General features: G+C 71.5%; 13 protein-coding genes and 1 tRNA gene. 6 read left to right on the plus strand and 8 right to left on the minus strand.

Translation table 11 applies throughout. The features are described from left to right. Positions 1-48: 48 nt before the first annotated feature. The gene (gene dacB / locus IQ251_RS06770) at positions 49-3108 is read right to left on the minus strand and encodes a D-alanyl-D-alanine carboxypeptidase/D-alanyl-D-alanine endopeptidase (RefSeq protein WP_193927580.1); all 3060 of its coding nucleotides are present in this window, start codon (positions 3106-3108) and stop codon (positions 49-51) included. 421 nt (positions 3109-3529) lie between these two features. Here dacB and IQ251_RS06775 point away from each other — a divergent pair, with 421 nt between their 5' ends. Further along, the gene (locus IQ251_RS06775) at positions 3530-4018 is read left to right on the plus strand and encodes an inorganic diphosphatase (RefSeq protein ID WP_193927633.1); all 489 of its coding nucleotides are present in this window, start codon (positions 3530-3532) and stop codon (positions 4016-4018) included. 410 nt (positions 4019-4428) lie between these two features. Here the strand turns inward: IQ251_RS06775 and IQ251_RS06780 are convergent, their stop codons facing one another. The 3 genes from IQ251_RS06780 to IQ251_RS06790 all read right to left on the minus strand — a co-directional run bounded on the left by IQ251_RS06780 (position 4429) and on the right by IQ251_RS06790 (position 7621). Continuing rightward, positions 4429-5205 carry a hypothetical protein gene (locus IQ251_RS06780; protein WP_193927581.1) on the minus strand — a complete coding sequence of 259 codons (777 nt, stop codon included), beginning with the start codon at positions 5203-5205 and terminating at the stop codon, positions 4429-4431. Between the two features lie 288 nt (positions 5206-5493). Then, positions 5494-6306 (minus strand): DUF4231 domain-containing protein, encoded by an 813-nt coding sequence (locus IQ251_RS06785; protein WP_193927582.1) that lies wholly within the window; start codon positions 6304-6306, stop codon positions 5494-5496. A gap of 376 nt (positions 6307-6682) precedes the next feature. Next, positions 6683-7621 carry a M23 family metallopeptidase gene (locus IQ251_RS06790; RefSeq protein ID WP_228046203.1) on the minus strand — a complete coding sequence of 313 codons (939 nt, stop codon included), beginning with the start codon at positions 7619-7621 and terminating at the stop codon, positions 6683-6685. A gap of 429 nt (positions 7622-8050) precedes the next feature. Between IQ251_RS06790 and IQ251_RS06795 the strand changes: the two genes are divergently transcribed. Further along, positions 8051-8704 carry a hydrolase gene (locus IQ251_RS06795; RefSeq protein ID WP_193927583.1) on the plus strand — a complete coding sequence of 218 codons (654 nt, stop codon included), beginning with the start codon at positions 8051-8053 and terminating at the stop codon, positions 8702-8704. A gap of 4 nt (positions 8705-8708) precedes the next feature. Here the strand turns inward: IQ251_RS06795 and IQ251_RS06800 are convergent, their stop codons facing one another. Then, the gene (locus IQ251_RS06800; protein WP_193927584.1) at positions 8709-8924 is read right to left on the minus strand and encodes a hypothetical protein; all 216 of its coding nucleotides are present in this window, start codon (positions 8922-8924) and stop codon (positions 8709-8711) included. An 11-nt stretch (positions 8925-8935) separates the two neighbouring features. Next, a complete protein-coding gene (locus IQ251_RS06805) occupies positions 8936-9118 on the minus strand; it encodes a hypothetical protein (RefSeq protein WP_193927585.1) in 183 nt (60 codons plus the stop codon). A gap of 376 nt (positions 9119-9494) precedes the next feature. Here IQ251_RS06805 and IQ251_RS06810 point away from each other — a divergent pair, with 376 nt between their 5' ends. The 3 genes from IQ251_RS06810 (at position 9495) to IQ251_RS06820 (ending at position 13721) form a co-directional block, all read left to right on the plus strand. Beyond that, entirely contained in the window at positions 9495-12824 is a 3330-nt protein-coding gene (locus IQ251_RS06810) for a hypothetical protein (RefSeq protein WP_228046204.1), read from the plus strand. Between the two features lie 237 nt (positions 12825-13061). Next, a complete protein-coding gene (locus tag IQ251_RS06815) occupies positions 13062-13373 on the plus strand; it encodes a hypothetical protein (RefSeq protein ID WP_193927586.1) in 312 nt (103 codons plus the stop codon). 207 nt (positions 13374-13580) lie between these two features. After that, positions 13581-13721, plus strand: coding sequence for a site-specific integrase (locus IQ251_RS06820; protein ID WP_193927587.1), 141 nt, complete (start codon positions 13581-13583; stop codon positions 13719-13721). Between the two features lie 145 nt (positions 13722-13866). On the opposite strand, the gene IQ251_RS06825 is transcribed toward IQ251_RS06820, so the two are convergent. Next, positions 13867-13940 (minus strand) — tRNA-Thr (locus IQ251_RS06825). A gap of 177 nt (positions 13941-14117) precedes the next feature. Between IQ251_RS06825 and IQ251_RS06830 the strand changes: the two genes are divergently transcribed. Further along, positions 14118-15593 (plus strand): hypothetical protein, encoded by a 1476-nt coding sequence (locus IQ251_RS06830; protein ID WP_193927588.1) that lies wholly within the window; start codon positions 14118-14120, stop codon positions 15591-15593. A gap of 36 nt (positions 15594-15629) precedes the next feature. On the opposite strand, the gene IQ251_RS06835 is transcribed toward IQ251_RS06830, so the two are convergent. Further along, positions 15630-16850 (minus strand): DNA polymerase III subunit delta', encoded by a 1221-nt coding sequence (locus IQ251_RS06835; protein ID WP_193927589.1) that lies wholly within the window; start codon positions 16848-16850, stop codon positions 15630-15632. Positions 16851-17008: the final 158 nt, after the last annotated feature.

Raw genomic sequence — 17008 nt, forward strand, 5'->3', positions numbered from 1 at the left:
CGGTACCCGCGCGGCGCCGTTCCCAGGTACCTCTCGTCCGGGTGCCGCTCACCGGCAGCCGCAGGCGCTGAGCTGGTCGGCGATCCGATCCAGCGCGGGCCGCGCCTCGGTGGAGCTCGTCCCGTTCGACAGCAGGGTGAACACCAGCAGCCGCCCGTCCCGGGTGACCGCGGTGCCGGCCAGGCTGTTGGCGCCGTCCAGGGTGCCGGTCTTGGCGCGGACCCAGCCGCGGCCACTGCCGTCCTGGAACCGGGTGGACAAGCTCCCGCTACCGCCCGCCACGGGCAGTCCCGGCAGCAGATCGCGCAGCTTCGCCGCCTGCGGTGCGAGCCCTCCGGGACCGGGCGGTTCGGTCGCGGTCGCGAGCAACCCCGCCAGCGCCGTGGAACTCGCGCGGTCGTCCAGGGACAACCCGCTGCCGTCGACCATCTGCGTCGGCCCGAGCTCGAACCCGTTGCGCTGCAGCACCTCGCGGACCGCCCGGGCGGATCCCGCGAAGGACGGTTCGTTGCCGGTGGCGATGGCGACCTCGCGGCCCAGCGCCTCGGCCAGCACGTTGTCCGAGTGCTGCAGCACCGTCTCGGTCAGTTCGCGCACCGTCGGCGAGCGCACCTCGCCGAGCACCTCCGCGCCCGGCGGGGCCTGCCCCTCGGTGACCTCGGCGGTGCCGAGCCCGCCGGCCAGCTGCTGCGCGGCGCCGAGCGCGGGCTGTTCGGAGCGGGGGCTGGTGTCCTCGGCCGGCTCCTCCCGGTCGCCGTCCAGCATCACCGGATCCATCGGGGCGACGTACCCGCCGGTGACGTCCTCCGGGAGCCAGCCCGGCGCGGTTTTCGGACCGGCGTAGCGCGAGGTGTCCACCTGCACCGAACGGATCCCGCCGCCGGTCGCGGCGTTGACCTGCTCCACCAGGTCGTCCAGCCGGGCCGCGCCCGGGTAGACCGACTCCTGCCCCGCGGGCAGCGCGGACAGCGTGGGGTCGCCGCCACCGACGAGCACCACGCTCCCCGGGGCGCTACCGCGCACGACCTTCGTGCTGAACCGCTGATCGGGCTCCAGCGCGAGGAGGGCCGCACTGACGGTGAGCAGCTTGCCGTTGGACGCCGGGATCAGCGGCCGGTCGCCCTGCTGCTGCCAGACGACCTGCCCGCTCTGCGCGTCGAGCACGGTGCCGCTGAGCTCGCCGACCGCGGGGTTGTCCAACGCCCCGGCCAGCTGCTGCGCCACCCCGGACTCGGTGGGCAGCGGCGCGGCGTCGTCCAGCGGGCGGATCTGCGGATCGAGGTGCACCGGAGGCGGCGGGTCCTGGACACCGGACGCCAGCTCGGCGATCTTCGGACCGGTCGCCACCCCGACGCCGAGCAGCACCACGACCGCAGCGGCCACTGCGATGAACGGTCCGCGGCGGCGCTTCCGCGGCGGGGGTGCGCCGAACCGGTCCGCTTCCGGCGGGGGCGGGGGCCGCTCGCCACCGCCTTCCGCACCGGGCCGTTCTCGCTGCGCAGCGGCTCCGGACACGCCGAGGAAATCCTCCGGGCGCGCCTCTCGGGGTTCGTCGAAGTCCGGCCGGGCGAACTGCTGGGTCTGCTCGGCGGCACCCGGCACCACCACCGGGATGTGCTCGGTCGCCGGACCGGTGCCCGTCTCACGGGCCCCGCTGCCTTCGTGGATCCCGCTGCCCTCGTGGATCCCGCTGCCGTCGTGGATCCCGCTGCCGATGTCGATCCGGCCGGTCTGCTCCGCGGCGGATTCCGGCGGCGCCACGCGCGGCACCGGTCCGGTGTCGCCGACCGGGCGCAACTGCTGGGTCCGCTCCGCCGCGGCCTCCGGCGGCGCGATGCGGCTGAACTGCTGGGTGTGCTCGATACCGGCGGATTCCGGCTCGGGCGGATTCGCCGCGGAGACCGGAGTCGAGGGCTCGGGCTGTTCGTCCTCCTGCGGACCGCTACCGCCCGGCACGTCCGGGTCCGGCGCGTCGTCCTCAGCCGCTGCGGGAGCAGGATCGGTTCCGGGGTCGCCGCCGTCCTGTTCCGCTGCGTCCGGCGCGCCGTCCGTCGGTCCTGCTGGGTCGTCGGGTCCTGCTGCGTCGTCGGGTCCCGCGGCGTCGTCGGGCTCCGGCCCGGTCGCGACGGCGGACCGGTCCGCCGCGGAGTCCGTCGAACCGACCGCGGACGGGAAGGCCCCGGTCGCCGCAGTGATCCCGGCCCGCTCGGCGGGCTCTGCGTTGTCCGGTTCTGCGACACCCGACTCCGCCGCGTCCTGCTCGGCAGTCACGTCCTGCTCGGCAATGCCCGGTGCTGCGGCATCCGGCTCGGCGGCGGTGTCCTGCGCACCGGCTGTCGTCTCGGCATCGGCGTCCGCGGCGACCGCCGGTTCCGGCTGGTCGGCGACGTCCTCGGATGCCGATTCCGCGGATGCCGGGTCCGCGGATGCCGTGCCCTCGGATGCCGGGTCCTCGGATGCCGGGTCGTCCTGCGGCCCGTCCGGTTCGGCGGACGGGGACCGCTCGGCCGAGCGGTCCTGCTCCGGGGGCGCCGAACGCGTGGCGAACGCATCGGTAGCCCGCCCGTCGGGGCCGGTGTCCGCATTCGCCGAGGCCTCGTCCGCGGCAGGATCGGGCTCCACCAGCGATCCGCTGCGCCGGTCGATCATCGGCTTGGCGCCGGAGCCACCCGGCTCGACGGCCGTTTCGCCGGTGTCCGCCTGATCACCGGGCGCCGCATCCCCACCGGAATCCTGCTCGGTGCCGGAGTCGTCTTCGACGTCGGAGTCCCGCTCGGTGCCGGAGTCGTGCTCATCGGGCACGTCGGGCCGATCGGTGGTGAGCACGCCGGACACGCTCACCTCGGTAGCCCGCGAGCCGCCGGCGGCCGGTGCCTCGTTCACCTCGGCGGCACTATCCGCCTCGACGGCGCCATCCGAACCGGCAGCATCATCCGAACCGGCAGGGTCGTCGGGCGCGGTGCCGGCCTCGGAGGCGCGCACGTCGGCAGCGCTCCCGGCGCCCGAGGCGTCCTCAGCGACCTGCCCGGTCTCGGTCTCCGCGGTATCGGCACCGCCCTCGGCGGCGGCACCCGAGGCACCCGCGTCCGCGGCGGCGGGCTCGATCACGTCTGCTTCGGGCGCATCGTCCGCGTGATCCGCGGTGCCCGGTTTCCGCTGGGCGTCCGGTTCCCCGGGTTCGCCCGGGATGCTCTCGGCGTTCCCAAGCGGCTCGCTCCCGGCCGGGGCCGTGTCCGCGACCTGGTCCGACTCGTCCTGGCCCGACTGCGCCCGATCCGATTCCGATTCCGACGCAGGTGGGGCGGGGGTTTCACCATCCGATGCAGGCGGGCGGACGTCGGTTTCGGACACCTCACCCCGGGGGCTGTGGGGTTCGGGCACGTACTCCTCCTCGACGTGATCGCCAGCCTGCCAGATTGCGAGCTCTCACACTGCGGTGGGGCCCGGCGGGACATCGTGGTCCACACTAGACGTGGTGAAGCGCGTGAGCGCGCGGCTGCACGACGACGCACGATTGGCGAGGAATCGAGTGGACTTCGACGTCATGATCGAGATCCCCAAGGGGAGCCGAAACAAGTACGAGGTGGACCACAAGACGGGACGCATCCGTCTGGACCGGACGCTGTTCACCGCCACCCAGTACCCGGCCGACTACGGGTTCGTCGAGGACACGCTCGGCGAGGACGGCGACCCGTTGGACGCGCTGGTGCTGGTCCAGGAGCCGACCTTCCCCGGCTGCCTGATCACCGCGCGCGCAGTGGGCATGTTCCGGATGCGCGACGAGAAGGGCGGCGATGACAAGCTCATCTGCGTGCCCTCCGACGACCCCCGCCAGGAGCACCTGCGCGACATCCACCACCTCTCCGAGTTCTACCGCCTGGAGATCCAGCACTTCTTCGAGGTGTACAAGGATCTGGAGCCGGGCAAGAGCGTGGAAGGCGCTACCTGGGTCGGCCGCGCCGAGGCCGAAGAGGAGATCAAGATCTCCTACGAGCGCGCCAAGAAGGAAGGGCACTGAGCCGGTTCCCGGCCACGGGACGGCCGTGACTTCGGCGGTCGCCTGATCTTCAGAGGTCGCCTGATCTTCAGAGGGGCACTGCCGTTCGGCGGTGCCCCTTTCTGCGTTTCCGGACGGGCCTGCCTCAAGTTGTGCACAGTCCTGTGGACAACTTGCCGGCCTGTGGACAACTCGGTGGACAACGTCGTGTCCGGCGTTCACCCGCGAACGAGCGCGGCGCCCCCACCGAGAGGCAGGGGCGCCGCAGGTGTGTGTGCCGCGGTTCTCCGGGGCGTTTGCCCGCGGCAGGTCGTGGTCGATGGCGCCAGCTCCGCACCGGGACTTCCTCGACTCGCGATGTCGGTCACCGCCGTGCGGAGTCCTGTCGGCGGACCACCGCCGGCGCCACGGCGACGGGCGGGGGTCGCGGATCAGCCGCCGAGCTGGGTCTCACCGCCGAGCGGACCGTGCGCCACCACATCACCGACCTGCTCGGTCAGCCCGGACACGGCAGGGGTGGCCTCGCCGATCGGCAGCTCGCCGGCCAGCTGGTCGACGGCCTCGCCCGGTTCGGTCACCTCGCGCAGCGGGGTCGTCGTGCGCGCACCGGTGTCCGCAGCGCCCTGCTCGTCCGCAGCACCCTGCGCCGCCGCCGGGATCTGCTCCGCCGGGGCCTGTCCGGCGACCGAGCCGACGAGGCCGTCCACCGCGTCGTGCAGCGTGCCGGTGAGCTCACCCCCGGCCTGGCCGTGCGAGCCCACCGGCTCCGGGTTGGCGGGCTTGGTCTGCGGCGTGGTCGCCTGCGCGCCGTCCAGCTGGGTGCCGTCCAGAGCCCCGCCGAGGCCACCGGCCAGCAGGTCCCCGGTCGGGTCGCCGGACCGGGCACCGGACTGCCCCGCGCCCTGCAGCACCTCGCCGACCGGCTCCAGCGCGTCCAGCGGCTGGCCGCTTCCGCTGAGCAGGTCCGCCGCCGGGTCCTGGCCACCACTGCGGCCGGCCAGCTGCTCCAGCGGCACGACCTCGCCGACGCTGCGCTTGGCGGATTCCAGCGTTCCTGCGGCGTGGTAGGCGGTTTGGGCCGCGTTGTTGTCCGTGGGCAGTTCCGCCGGGAGTTCCGGTGCTCCGGCCGCGCCGGCCGGAGCGGCGAACCCGGCTGCGCCGGCCCCGCCGACCAGCATCGCGGCTGCCGTGGTCAGAGTGCGCTTCATCGCAGTGCTCCTTTCCCGCACAGGGAGGGGTCCTGTGCAGGCCGGAGATTACGGAACAATGAACTTTCACTTTTCAGCGATCACATACGTGGGATATGTGCGCAACCGGTCATCGGCCTCGCCGAAATGGCCACCCCACCGGGTGAGAAAACTGCGAACGGCCGCCGATGATTCACAGAACGCGATGAGGACTCCGCGAGTGCCGGCGGCCCGGACGTGCAACGGCGCCGACCGCGGAACTCGTTCCGCGGTCGGCGCCGGTCACCTCCACCTCACCGGGTGGGGCGTTCACTGCCCGATGGCCCCCGAGACCGTGGACCGCAGCCGTTGCACCTGCTCGTTGCGCAGGGCCTCGACCGTGTCCGCGAACTCCGCGTACGCCTCGTCGTCGTTGTCGAACCGGCGGTACCGCCCGGCGCGCAGTTCCACCGACTGGTACTCGCGCTCCAACGCGTCCGCCGCCTGCTGCCAGCCGAGCGCGCGTTCCCGGTACTTGGCGTATCCGGAGAACGCCGCGGAAACCGCCACCAGCAGGCTGATTCCGACAGCCGCCCAGCCGAACTCCACTATGGACATGGCCACGGCGGTCACGGTCGCGGCGATGATCGAACCACCGATGATCGCCACCTGCAGGATGTTCTCCTTCCAGCGATCGCGGCGGGCCTCCGACCGGTGGCGCTCGATGATGTCCGGGAGCTGCGCCCGGTAGTACCGCTGAGCCCCGAGCAGATCACCCGAACCCAGCTCGTCGAGCAGCTCCTCCCGATTGGCGCACTCCAGCGCGCGCAGCTCCGATTCGGCGCCGCGCACGGCGAGGTGCTCCCGGTAGAGCAACCGCCCGGAGATCGCGACCGAGGCCACCAGCGCTCCGGCGAGGACCGCGGCCAGCAGGCCGGACCGCCATAAGACCGGCCCCACCACCACGGCGGCGGCCAACAGCAGATTGCCCGGGAACAGCCACACGACCAGCAGTTTGCGCAGCAGCTTCAACCGGTAGAGCTGCTCCGACCGCTCTGCGATACGCCGCTCCCAGTCCCGCGGGTTGGTGTCGTCGCTGAGTACCCCGCTCCCGACGATCCCCGTCGTACTCAACCGCTCCATCACATCGATCCTTCCGGCGTCATCACGATCGAAGTAGCTCCCGGAGCACCACGACAATCGGCCAGGGGGGTGACTGTCGGATCTGCCGATCGTCCCACGGCGCGTGCACCGCGTGATCACCGCAGGCCGGAGCCTTGGTCGGTCGACGAATGATCATTTTCCGGCAGTGATAGCAGCCAGTGGCACGAAGCCGGATGCGATCGCTACCCATCGAGGTATCCGGGGGCTGTCACTGTGACAGCGCACTCAGCGCAAGGGGGAACCGGGTCCCGCAACACCCTTTGTTGTCACTCGGACGCATCAACGATGCAGAAAAAGATCGCTGAGGGTGAGCGCCGGAACGGTGTGAGCCGGAACGCGGAGCCGGCCGAGCCGGTCAGCCCAGCAACCGCGCCCCGCGGTCGGCGTAGAACTGCTCCGGATCGACCGGCTCGCCGCCGACCTCGATCTGGTAATGCAGGTGCGGTCCGGTGGAATTGCCGCGATTGCCCATCGTTGCGATCTGCTCGCCGGTCCCGACGTCCTGGCCCACTTCGACACCGCTGCTGTCGATGTGCCCGTACACCGAGATCGTGCTGTCCGGGTGCTCGACGCGTACCCAGAGCCCGTAACCGCTCGCGGGGCCGGAACTGATGACGGTGCCGGACGAACCGGCGCGCACCGGGGTGCCGATCTCGTTGGCGATGTCGACGCCGTTGTGGAACGTCCCCCAGCGCGGGCCGAACCCGCTGCTGAGCGTTCCGTCCGCGGGGGACACCCACGCGCCGCTCGGCGCAGCCCGCTCCTGCTCCTCGGCCTCGCCGGCCGGCGGTGCTGCTTCTTCGCCGGCCGGCGGCGCCCCAGACGACTCTTGTTGCGGCTCAACTCTTTCCGGATGGCCGAGATCGGTTTCCGTTCCGCGCTCGGACCTCTCGGCCGGATCGCCGGCGATCGCCGGACCGCCGGGTACCGCAGCCCCCCTGGGAGGCGCGGGATCGCCCGGAGACATCGGCCCCGCCGCCGAACTCCCGGAAACCGGGAGCGCGTGCGCGACACCGCGGCCCCGCGGCGTGCCCGCCGAACCGGGCAGCACCGGGCCGGGCACCGAGGAGTGCTCGTCCGCGGCGCGCTGCTCGAACGGCGTCGGCAGTGCCGAATCCGGCGCAGCTCTCCCGGTTTCCGGGCCGCCCGCGACTTCCTGCGCGGCGAGCTGGACGCGGTGCGGGGTCATCCCGGAGCTGTCCGGGGTACCCACCAGCAGCGCGGCGGCGCAGGTGGTTCCGACCACCAGCGTCCCCACGAAGCCACCCGCAACGTTCTTGTTGTGCAGTGCCATTGCGTTTTCACCCTCCACACCACGGCGCTTGGCGCGCAGTGGCCGGGGACCGAATCCGGAGTTCGGCACCAGCTGACGTTGGACTCTTCGCGACCGATCGATCCGAACAACATTGGAACCGAACACCGCCCGGACCGCATGTCGCGGCAACGCGGCTGACTCGTCACCCCGCGGATGCGAACCGGCTCCGCCCGCGGATGAAACCGCTATCGGATGTCGAAAACCGCATAAGCACAACGCGTTTCGCGATCCGAGGTGATCCTCGACCGCCCCAGCCGACACTCGGCCGACGCGCGGCCGCCCAACCCGTCCGAGTGATCAGGCGGTGTTCGGCACCCGTTCGCCGGGCTGGTACGGACACCGCAGTGCGCAGGTCGGGGAGGTACGCCATCGTTGAGCGCGCCCGCCTCGCGTGGAAGAGGAGACCTGATGGCCCAGTCCGGTGCACCGCGACGCCTGCTGACCCCGGACGACCACGTGCTGCTGCTGGTCGACCACGAGAGCCAGATGGGATTCGCGGTGGGCTCGCACCCGATGGAAGTGGTCATCAACGCCACGCAGGGCCTGGCCAAGACCGCGGTGCTGTTCGGGGTGCCCACCGTGGTGACCACGGTGATGGAGCGGCACTTCAGCGGCCCGCTGTTCCGCGGCGTGCGCGAGGCTTTCCCGGACCGGGACGACTGGATCGACCGCACCACGATGAACCCGTGGGAGGACGAGCGGGTGCGCGACCGCGTGCGCGCCACGGGCAAACCGAAGCTGGTGCTGGCCGGCCTGTGGACCGAGGTGTGCGTGGCGATGCCCGCGCTGTGCGCGGTGGACGAGGGGATGTCCGTGCACTTCGTCGCCGACGCGTGCGGCGGGGTCAGCCCGGAGGCGCACGAGCGCGCGGTGCAGCGGATGGTGCAAGCCGGGGTGCAGCCGCTGACCTGGCTGCAGTACCTGCTGGAACTGCAGCGGGACTGGGCGCGGTCGGCGACGGCCTCCGCGGTGGGCGACATCGCCCGGGAGCATGCCGGCACCTACGGCCTCGGCGCCGAGTACATCTACACGATGCTGGACTGGGACCGAGCCGAACGCTGAGCGCTCACATGGGCGGATTCAGCCCGTTCAGGTACCCCTTGCCCGAGCACTGCGGGCAGGACCGCCACTCGGACAGCGTCATACCGGTCTGCAGGTCCTCGGTGGCCTGCACCGCGTACAGCCGCGGTTCGCTGAGCTTGCGCAACCCGCCGCAGGTGAAGCACAGCGCGTTCGGCCCCGCGGGCAGCGCCCGGGTTCCGCCGTCCTCGTCATCCGGCATGCCCTGAATCCTCACACGGGACGGCCCGGATAGCGCTGACGGCCCGGGTTCTCCCGGCAGTGCGGGCAGCGACCCCAGCTCATCGCGGTGCTCCGGTCCCCGGTGGCGCCGGAGACGAACAACCGCGGGCGCTTGACCTTGCCGGATCCGTCGCAGCCCACGCAGTCGTACCACTGCTCGACTTCCTCGGACATCGCCGTCCTTTCCCGGGATTCGCCCGCGCGGCCCGACCACCTGCACCACGTTCGGCTACCCGCAACCCTAGGCCGCTCACCCACCGGCACCCCGGTTCGCGCCCTGTGCGTCACCTCACCGGCGGCCTCGTCCGGCGCTCCGCCTGCGCACGCCGCCGCTTCCCGCGCGCCAGGCGGCTTCTGTCACCCGATCTCGCGGCAATGCCGGTGACGCGCCGAGACGGCCGCGCTGCCGAGATGCGGCCGCGTCGATCAGCCCCAACACTGCGCGATCAGAGGTTGGCGATCAACGCACGACCCGGGAGCGGTCCGGCGGTCCCCGCTACGCAGTCGGGCAGCAGACCCGTCGGCGGTTCGACGGAGGTTGGGATGTGGCATGCTGGTTAGGCGCGGCACAGCAGCGGAGCGGAGCGGAAAACCCGGCCGATGGGCGAAGTTCGCGATGGTGTGGGCCGCGGCGCTGATCGCGCTCCCCGCGGCCGGGGAGGTGCCCGCACCGCGGGCCGAGGACGGGCCACCGCCCGCCGAACAGGCGTCCGCGGAGCCGGGGGAACCGGCCGAGCCCGCGCAGGAAGACCCCGAGCCCGCAGATCCCGGGCGGGCAGCGCCGGAACCCGTCGAACCGAGCCAGGACGTGCGCTGGGAAGAATCGGAGTCGGATCCGCGCGCCGTCCCGCCGGCGTCACCGAACACCTCCGTGGTCACCGTGCAGACAGGCGGTGACCGCAACGGCGACCAGTCGGCCGCACCGCTGCCCGGCACCACCCTGGGGCTGTACCGCAGCGCGACCGCCACGACGCCCGTGTCCACCTGCGTGTCCGACGCGGATGGCGACTGCAACTTCACCGTCAGCGGAACGGGCCAGGGCGGGGAGAACCGCGGGCAGCGGTTCTACGTCCGCCAGATCGCCGCGCCGCCGGGGTGGTTCGTCAACAGCACCTTCCAGACCGGCGGCACGAACGTGACCCCGTACCGCTTCCAGACCCCGGCGCTGTACGGCGACAACACCTACCGGTCGACCGACAGCGGCACGAACGGGTTCATGGTCGGCTCCGGGTCCAGCAACCAGCAGGCATCGTCGGGCACGTGGCAGCAGTCTCGGGAGAATCCCGCACTCCCTCCCGGTTGCGGGCTGCGCGTCGGGCTGATCATGGACCTGTCCGGGTCGATGAATGGCGACGTACCGGCGCTCAAGAACGCCGCGGACGGCTTCGTGGACAGCCTGCAGGGCACACCGTCGAGCATGGCGAAGTTCAGCTTCTCCAGCTATTCACCGGCGGATCGCGGCGGTCCGAACTCGCCCGGGCTCGAATCGGTCTCCACCGTGGCCGATGCCACCGGGTTCAAGCAGAAGTACGCGGACTGGACCAACAACTCCGCCTACGGGGCCACGAACTGGGACCGGGCGTTGTACGAACCGGCACTGGCCACCGAGCACTACGACATCGCCGTGGTGATCACCGACGGCATGCCCACCCGCTACTCCACTCCGGAAGGCCCGGGCGGCAACGGAGTCATCACCCGGTTCCGCGAACTGGAGGCCGGGATTTTCTCGGCCAACGCGCTCAAGGCCAAGAACACGCGGGTGCTCGCGGTCGGGGTCGGCACCGGGACCTCGGGCAACGCCGCGCTCAACCTGGCCTCCCTGTCCGGACCGGAGAAGTACGACGGGACCAACATCGCCACCGCCGACTACTTCCAGGAGGAGAACTTCCAGGGCGTGGAACAGGCGTTGCGCGAACTCGCGCTGGCCAACTGCACGCCCTCGGTCTCCGTGGTCAAGGAGATCGAGACGCAGGACGGCAGCCGGCACAACGCCCCGGGCGGCTGGACTTTCGACGCCTCCACCGAAACGCCCGGCGCCTCGGTGGACTCCCCGCAAACCACCACCGACGACGGGACCGGCGCCGTCACGTTCCCCATGACCTACGACGAGGGCGTGGCATCGGCCGACCTGAACATCACCGAGCGCCAGCAGGCCGGCCACGAACTCGTGCAGCAGGACGGTAAGAACGCCAGGTGCGTGAACCAGATCACCGAAGAACCGGTGGAAGTGACCAACGATCCGGAAGGGCCGGGCTTCAACATACCGATACCGGACGACGCAGCCCTGTCCTGCACCATCGTGGACCGCGCACCAGCGGAACGCGTCCCCGCCGACCTGGCGGTGGACAAGGAGTGGAAGGTGACCACGGGCGACGGCACCGCGACCTACGCGGACGGCCAGCAGCCGTCGAACCTGCAGGCGGACCTGCGGATGACCAACCCGGGCGGCGGCGGGACCAGTCCGCAGGGCTGGGGGGTCACCAGGACCGGCTACTCGGCCGGCGACGAAGTGGACGTGTCCGAGTCCCCGCGCTTCCCGGAAGGACTCGACTGCGACGTGACCGGCGTCGACTTCGACGGACGACCGCTCGATCCCGCTGATCCGTCCGCCCAGGTGACCCTCGACGAAGGGTCGAACCGGCATCAGATAACCAACCACGTCGACTGCCGGACGACCCTCACCGTCGCGAAGCGGGTGGACGAGGGCACCGCGAACCCGGCGGCGTGGACGCTCAACGCGATCGGCGGGCCGGACGCGCTGCCCGGACCTTCCGGGGTCACCGGGAGCCCGGAAGCCACCGCCGACGTCACCCCGGGCGCCCGCTACCAGCTCACCGAGGAGCTCAACCAGGGCGACCCGAACCTGTTCAACTACCGGCAGGTCGATGGGCGCACCGACTACCAGAGCAACCCGCTGTCGACCGGGTCGATGAACTGCCTGGCGTACAACCGGGACGGCAGCCAGCAGCTGGTGTGGAACGACGGGATCAACGGTGGCGTGAACGTACCGATCGGCACGCACGTGGTGTGCTCGGCGATCAACGAAGCCGTCCCGTTGCAGCTGATCAAGGACGTGCAGGGCGGTCCGGCGGATCCGTCGGCGTGGAACGTCACCGCCACACCGATTGAACCCGACCCGCCGCAGGTTCCCGAGCAGACGGTTCCGGGGCGCCCCGGACCGGACGGCGAGGTGATCTGGGTGCGTCCGGACCAGGAGTACCGGATCACCGAGTCCGGCGGGGACCCGCGCTACGAGTTGCAGTCGGTCGATTGCGGCGTCGAAGGTGAGCCCGCAACGCGCGGGGACACCGTGCGGATCGCCTCCGGACAGCGAGGCACCTGCACCCTGGTGAACACACCGCGCGACGCGGGCACCATCACCCTGGACAAGCAGGTGAACAACGAGCACGGCGGAAAGGCGCAGCCGACCGACTGGACCCTGCACGCGCACGGCCCCACTCCCGGGATCGAAGGCGTCACCGGGTCACCGGAGGTGACCAACGTGATCGCGGCTCCGGGCGAGTACCAACTCGGGGAACGCGGCCCCGGCGGCTACACGCCCTCGGCCTGGAGCTGCCGCAACCAGGACGGTCCGATCCAGCTGGCCGGTGCGCAGGTGCCGATCCGCGTGGGGGACGACGTGCACTGCAGCATCACCAACACCGATCACCCGAAACCCGGTCCCGACCCGGACCCGGACCCAGATCCAGACCCGGACCCGGACCCGGACCCGGATCCGGACCCGGGGCCGCATCCGGGGCCGCACCCGCCGCTGCCGGTGACCGGCCCGCCCGCACTGTGGCTCGGCGGGCTCGGTCTGGTCCTGCTGGCCACCGGGGCATGGGTCGCCCGCGGCTTCCACCGGAGGTTCCGCGGCTGACCGGAGACAGATGAAAGCGGTGCCCCGTGCGGAACTTCCGCGCGGGGCACCGCTTTCTTCGGCACGGAACTCGCCGACCGGGACGGGAACTGAGACCGGACGAAACCAGGCCCCTCCCGGAGTGCGGAAGGGGCCTGGTCATCGCTGGAGCCGCCATTCGGACTATTGGGACAGGCAACAGTCACTTGATTCGATGGCCCGCGTCGTGGCTGGCAGAGAGGAAAGTACCGGACGTCCATGAGCACTTCGGAATCACGGGCCCGCGTGCGGCCTGGCTTGATCGTCGGCCACGTGCTCGGCTGGTTGTTGTTCGCGCTGGGCTTCGCAGCGTGGTGTCTCGTCTTGCCGATTACCTGGCGTGGTTTCGAGGGTTTCGGTGTCGAGCAAGGCCTGGTCATGTTGTGGATCGGGGTCTACGGATTCCTTGCAGGTATCGGCACGGTGATCTTGGTCGGGACCCTTGGATGGCATCGCCTCTTGGCGAAGGTCGTGCTCGGGTTGTACGTGGCTTTGCTCGCTGTCGTCACCGCCCTGGCGGGTGCCGAGTAGCTGCTGAACGACACCGAGTGGTGAGTGCATTGCTCGACGAGCCACGCCGGAAGACGCAGCTCGCGGAACGCCTCGAATGGGGCGCGGCGTGGCACAACACTGGGCATGTGTTCACACGCGAGACGGCGAACAGGTGGCGCCGAACTAGCTCACCGACGCGTTCGAGCGGACGGTGCAGGATGTTGGCCGCCGACCCGGCTGCACGACATGCGGCACGGCGCGGCCACGCTGTCGCTGCTGACCGGAAACGATCTTAAGGTGACGCAAGCGATGCTCGATCATTCGACGCTTGCAGTCACGGCCGACATTCTCGACGGTGCTACCCGAGGCCGCCCGGGCAGCAGCTGAGGCGTCCGCCGCACGGTTCCGCGAACGGGTTCTGGCACGCCTGGCCACGCACGAAGTCGATCCGGGAGTGATCAGCATCGAACCGACGCGGCCGAGAAACGAAAAGCCCCAGATCACACAGGGTGATCTGGGGCTTTTCCAACCGAGCCGCCTGGGGGAGTCGAACCCCCGACCTACGCATTACGAGTGCGTCGCTCTGACCGACTGAGCTAAGGCGGCGTGGTTCCCCGAGTCTAGCCGTTCGCCGTCCGCTCCTCGCGGGCACCCCCTCGCCGGGCCGGCCCCTTCCACACCGGGCGAACTCGTCGGGGACGCACCGTCACCGTGTGCGCCGGCTCTCGTTGGGGAACTTGGTGATATCCATCACCGAGCTGACTGCCGGCAGAAGGGCGACGGATGCGAACTGCACGATGCGCTGCGGTGTGCACCGCGGTGTCGCTGGCCGTGGCGGGGTTGGCGGCACCGGTCGCCGTGGCCCAGGATTCGCCACCCAGCACGCCGATCCCCGGACCGGCGGACCCGGAGCAGCCACCCGCTTCCCAGCCGACGCCCGCACCCGGCCCGGTGGTCGGCGATGCCGGCACGCTGATCGGCGCCCTGCGCATCCTGCCGGGCACCGTGCCGACGGACACGATCGTCGACGACCCCGAGTTCGAGGAGCAGCTGCCCAAGCAGTCGGTCGCGGAGTTCGGCCTGGGCAGGGCCATCGCGCAGGTGAACTCGACCGCGTTCTTCGCCCATGAGCGCTCCATCGCCGAATCGTCCCCGTTCGGGGTCTCGCTGTTCGGCAAGACACCCGAGGCACCCGGAAGCGGTGCGTTGGCGCAGAACGCGCTGCCGGACCGGCCCGAACCCAAGACGAGCGGACTCGAACCACCGGAGACCCCGGGCGACCGGCTGCTCAACCTGGCAGGACCCAGCGGCCGGGTGCACGCGCGCTGGGACGAGCAGCGCGGCCCCTGCGTGTCCCCACTCTCCGACGCGCAGACCTCGCTCGGCGGCGCCGCCGCGGTCAACGCGCTCCCGGAGGGGGAAGGCGAGAACGGGCCGCAGGGCGAGGAACTGCTGGGCGGCCTCCTCGACGGGCAGGAGACATCGCCGGACGGTGCCGGATCCCTGGCCAACCTGCCCGGGAACAGCACCGCGCGGTCCACCGTGGAACTGGTGGATGCCGGCCCGCAGCCCGGCAAGGCGCTGCGCTCGACGTCGACGCTGCAGCTGTCCAGCATGCGCGTGTTCCCCGGCACTCCCGAGGAGCTCCAGGTGGACGTCGTCGCCGGTCCCCGGCTCACCGCCACCTCGACCGGCGATCCGGAAACGTCCACTGTGGAGTACGAGAACCCGGTGCTGCGCGTGCTGCGCGGCGGCGAGGAGATCGGCAGGCTGGACGCGGACAACCCGACGCTGGACCTGCCGATCGGCGGCAACCAGGACGACGGCCCGCCACCGCTCAACCTGGGCGTGGTGCGGATGAGCATGGGCGAACTGCGCCAGGACGTCGTGGACGGCGAAACACGCGCCCAGGCCAGCCTGTTCGATCTGGACGTGCTCCGCGGCGAACCCATCGGACTCGACGGTTCGCTGGCTCGGCTCACCTTCGGTGAGCAGGCGGTCCGCGCCGGCGCCCCGCAGGGCGGCGTGCGCTGCGATGATCCCGCGCCCACGACCGGCGGCGACGCGGGTGCCGCACCGGCCGAACCCGCGGGGGCCGACCCCGCCGACACCCAACCGGCCGGCTACCCGGGCGCAGCGGGCCCGCTGGCCGTGACGAGCGCTTACCACACCGTTCCGCTGTTCTGGGCGGGCGCCGGACTGCTGCTCACCGGATCCATCCTGGTCGCAGCCCTTCCGCGACACCGCAGGCAGCACTGATCGGCCGCCCCGGGCGGAGTGCGCGCCGCCCGGGGTTCAGCCGCGGAACAGCGCCGCGGTCAACGCTTCCACGGCCACGATCGGTTTCACGTTGCGCGCCAGCGCCGTTCGGCACGCCAGCACGGCTTCCAGCCGACGCAGCACGGATTCCGACGTCCACTCGGTGGCAGCCTTCGACGAGGACCGCCGGTAATCGGGGTGGTTGAGCGGAGCGTCCGAACCGGCCCGCAGCACCAGCACGTCCCGGAAGAACCCCGCGAGGTCGACCAGCGCCAGGTCCAACGAATCCCGCTGGGACCGGGTGGTGCGCGACTTCTGCCGCTTCTCCAGCTCCTTCAGCGCCGCATTAGCCCCGCGGGTGGCCGCCGCCGTCCCCTTGCCGGTTCCGCCCGCGCCCATCGCGGTCTTCAGCTCTTCCCGTTCGGCCTCGTTGCGCCCCTCATTGGCCGCCACCGCCTCCGACTCGGCCAAATTCACCAGCCCGGCCGCCGCGGTGAACACGTCCTGGAAGCGGTGCACGCCCAGCGGAACGCTCAGCACCGACTCGCGCCGCTCGCGCGTCTGCGGATCGGTGGCCAGTCCCCGGGCACGGCCGATGTGCCCACCGCAGACCGACGCGGCCCACTCCGCGATCTCCGGCTCCACGCCGTCCCGGTCGCGCAACACGGTGGCGATCGCCGGGGCCAGCGGGGTGCGCAGCGGCACCACCCGGCACCGGGAGCGGATCGTCACCGATACGTCCTCCGGATGGTCCGACGGGGCGCACAACAGGAAGACCGTGCGCGGTGGCGGTTCCTCCACCGCCTTGAGCAGCGCGTTCGCCGCGCCCTCGGTGAGCCGGTCGGCGTCCTCGATGAGCACCACGCGCCACTGCCCGGTGGTGGGCCGCCGCGCCGCGGCCTGCACCAGCGACCGCATCTCGGCGACGGAGATGGACAGGCCCTCCGGGACGACCACCCGCACATCGGCGTGCGTCCCGGACATCGCGGTGCGGCACGCCGAGCACTCGCCGCAGCCCGGTCCGAGCTCCTCCGCGCACTGCAGCGCCGCCGCGAACGCGCGGGCCGCGACCGACCGCCCGGAACCGGGCGGGCCGGTGAACAGCCAAGCGTGCGTCATCGCACCGGCGTCCGGCTGCGTCCCGCGGACCTGCTGCGCCGCCGCGCCGGCCGCCGCGGACAGCGTCGCCACCGCATCGGGCTGCCCGACGACCTCCGACCACACGCCGCCTGCCGCCTGCGCAGCACCGGTGCGCATCACCGCGTCGCCTCCTCCTGCGAATCGCTCGCGGCGATCACGCGGATCCGCTGGACGAGCTCGCCTTGCTCGTGGAACCGCCGGAGCCCGTCGAACCCGCCGACTTCGAGCCGGTGCTCTTGGTTCCGGTGCTCTTCGTCCCGGAACTCTTCGTGCCC

Origin of the sequence: Saccharopolyspora montiporae (assembly GCF_015209505.1) — a bacterium.
Classification (GTDB): Bacteria; Actinomycetota; Actinomycetes; order Mycobacteriales; family Pseudonocardiaceae; genus Saccharopolyspora; species Saccharopolyspora montiporae.

Excerpts from the sequence above, each read along its gene's own strand:
- IQ251_RS06780 (WP_193927581.1), bottom strand. The coding sequence starts at position 5,205 with ATGAAGCGCACTCTGACCACGGCAGCCGCGATGCTGGTCGGCGGGGCC.
- IQ251_RS06785 (WP_193927582.1), bottom strand. The coding sequence starts at position 6,306 with ATGGAGCGGTTGAGTACGACGGGGATCGTCGGGAGCGGGGTACTCAGC.
- IQ251_RS06790 (WP_228046203.1), bottom strand. The coding sequence starts at position 7,621 with ATGGCACTGCACAACAAGAACGTTGCGGGTGGCTTCGTGGGGACGCTG.
- IQ251_RS06795 (WP_193927583.1), top strand. The coding sequence starts at position 8,051 with ATGGCCCAGTCCGGTGCACCGCGACGCCTGCTGACCCCGGACGACCAC.
- IQ251_RS06800 (WP_193927584.1), bottom strand. The coding sequence starts at position 8,924 with ATGCCGGATGACGAGGACGGCGGAACCCGGGCGCTGCCCGCGGGGCCG.
- IQ251_RS06805 (WP_193927585.1), bottom strand. The coding sequence starts at position 9,118 with ATGTCCGAGGAAGTCGAGCAGTGGTACGACTGCGTGGGCTGCGACGGA.
- IQ251_RS06810 (WP_228046204.1), top strand. The coding sequence starts at position 9,495 with ATGCTGGTTAGGCGCGGCACAGCAGCGGAGCGGAGCGGAAAACCCGGC.
- IQ251_RS06815 (WP_193927586.1), top strand. The coding sequence starts at position 13,062 with ATGAGCACTTCGGAATCACGGGCCCGCGTGCGGCCTGGCTTGATCGTC.
- IQ251_RS06820 (WP_193927587.1), top strand. The coding sequence starts at position 13,581 with ATGCGGCACGGCGCGGCCACGCTGTCGCTGCTGACCGGAAACGATCTT.
- IQ251_RS06830 (WP_193927588.1), top strand. The coding sequence starts at position 14,118 with ATGCGAACTGCACGATGCGCTGCGGTGTGCACCGCGGTGTCGCTGGCC.
- IQ251_RS06835 (WP_193927589.1), bottom strand. The coding sequence starts at position 16,850 with ATGCGCACCGGTGCTGCGCAGGCGGCAGGCGGCGTGTGGTCGGAGGTC.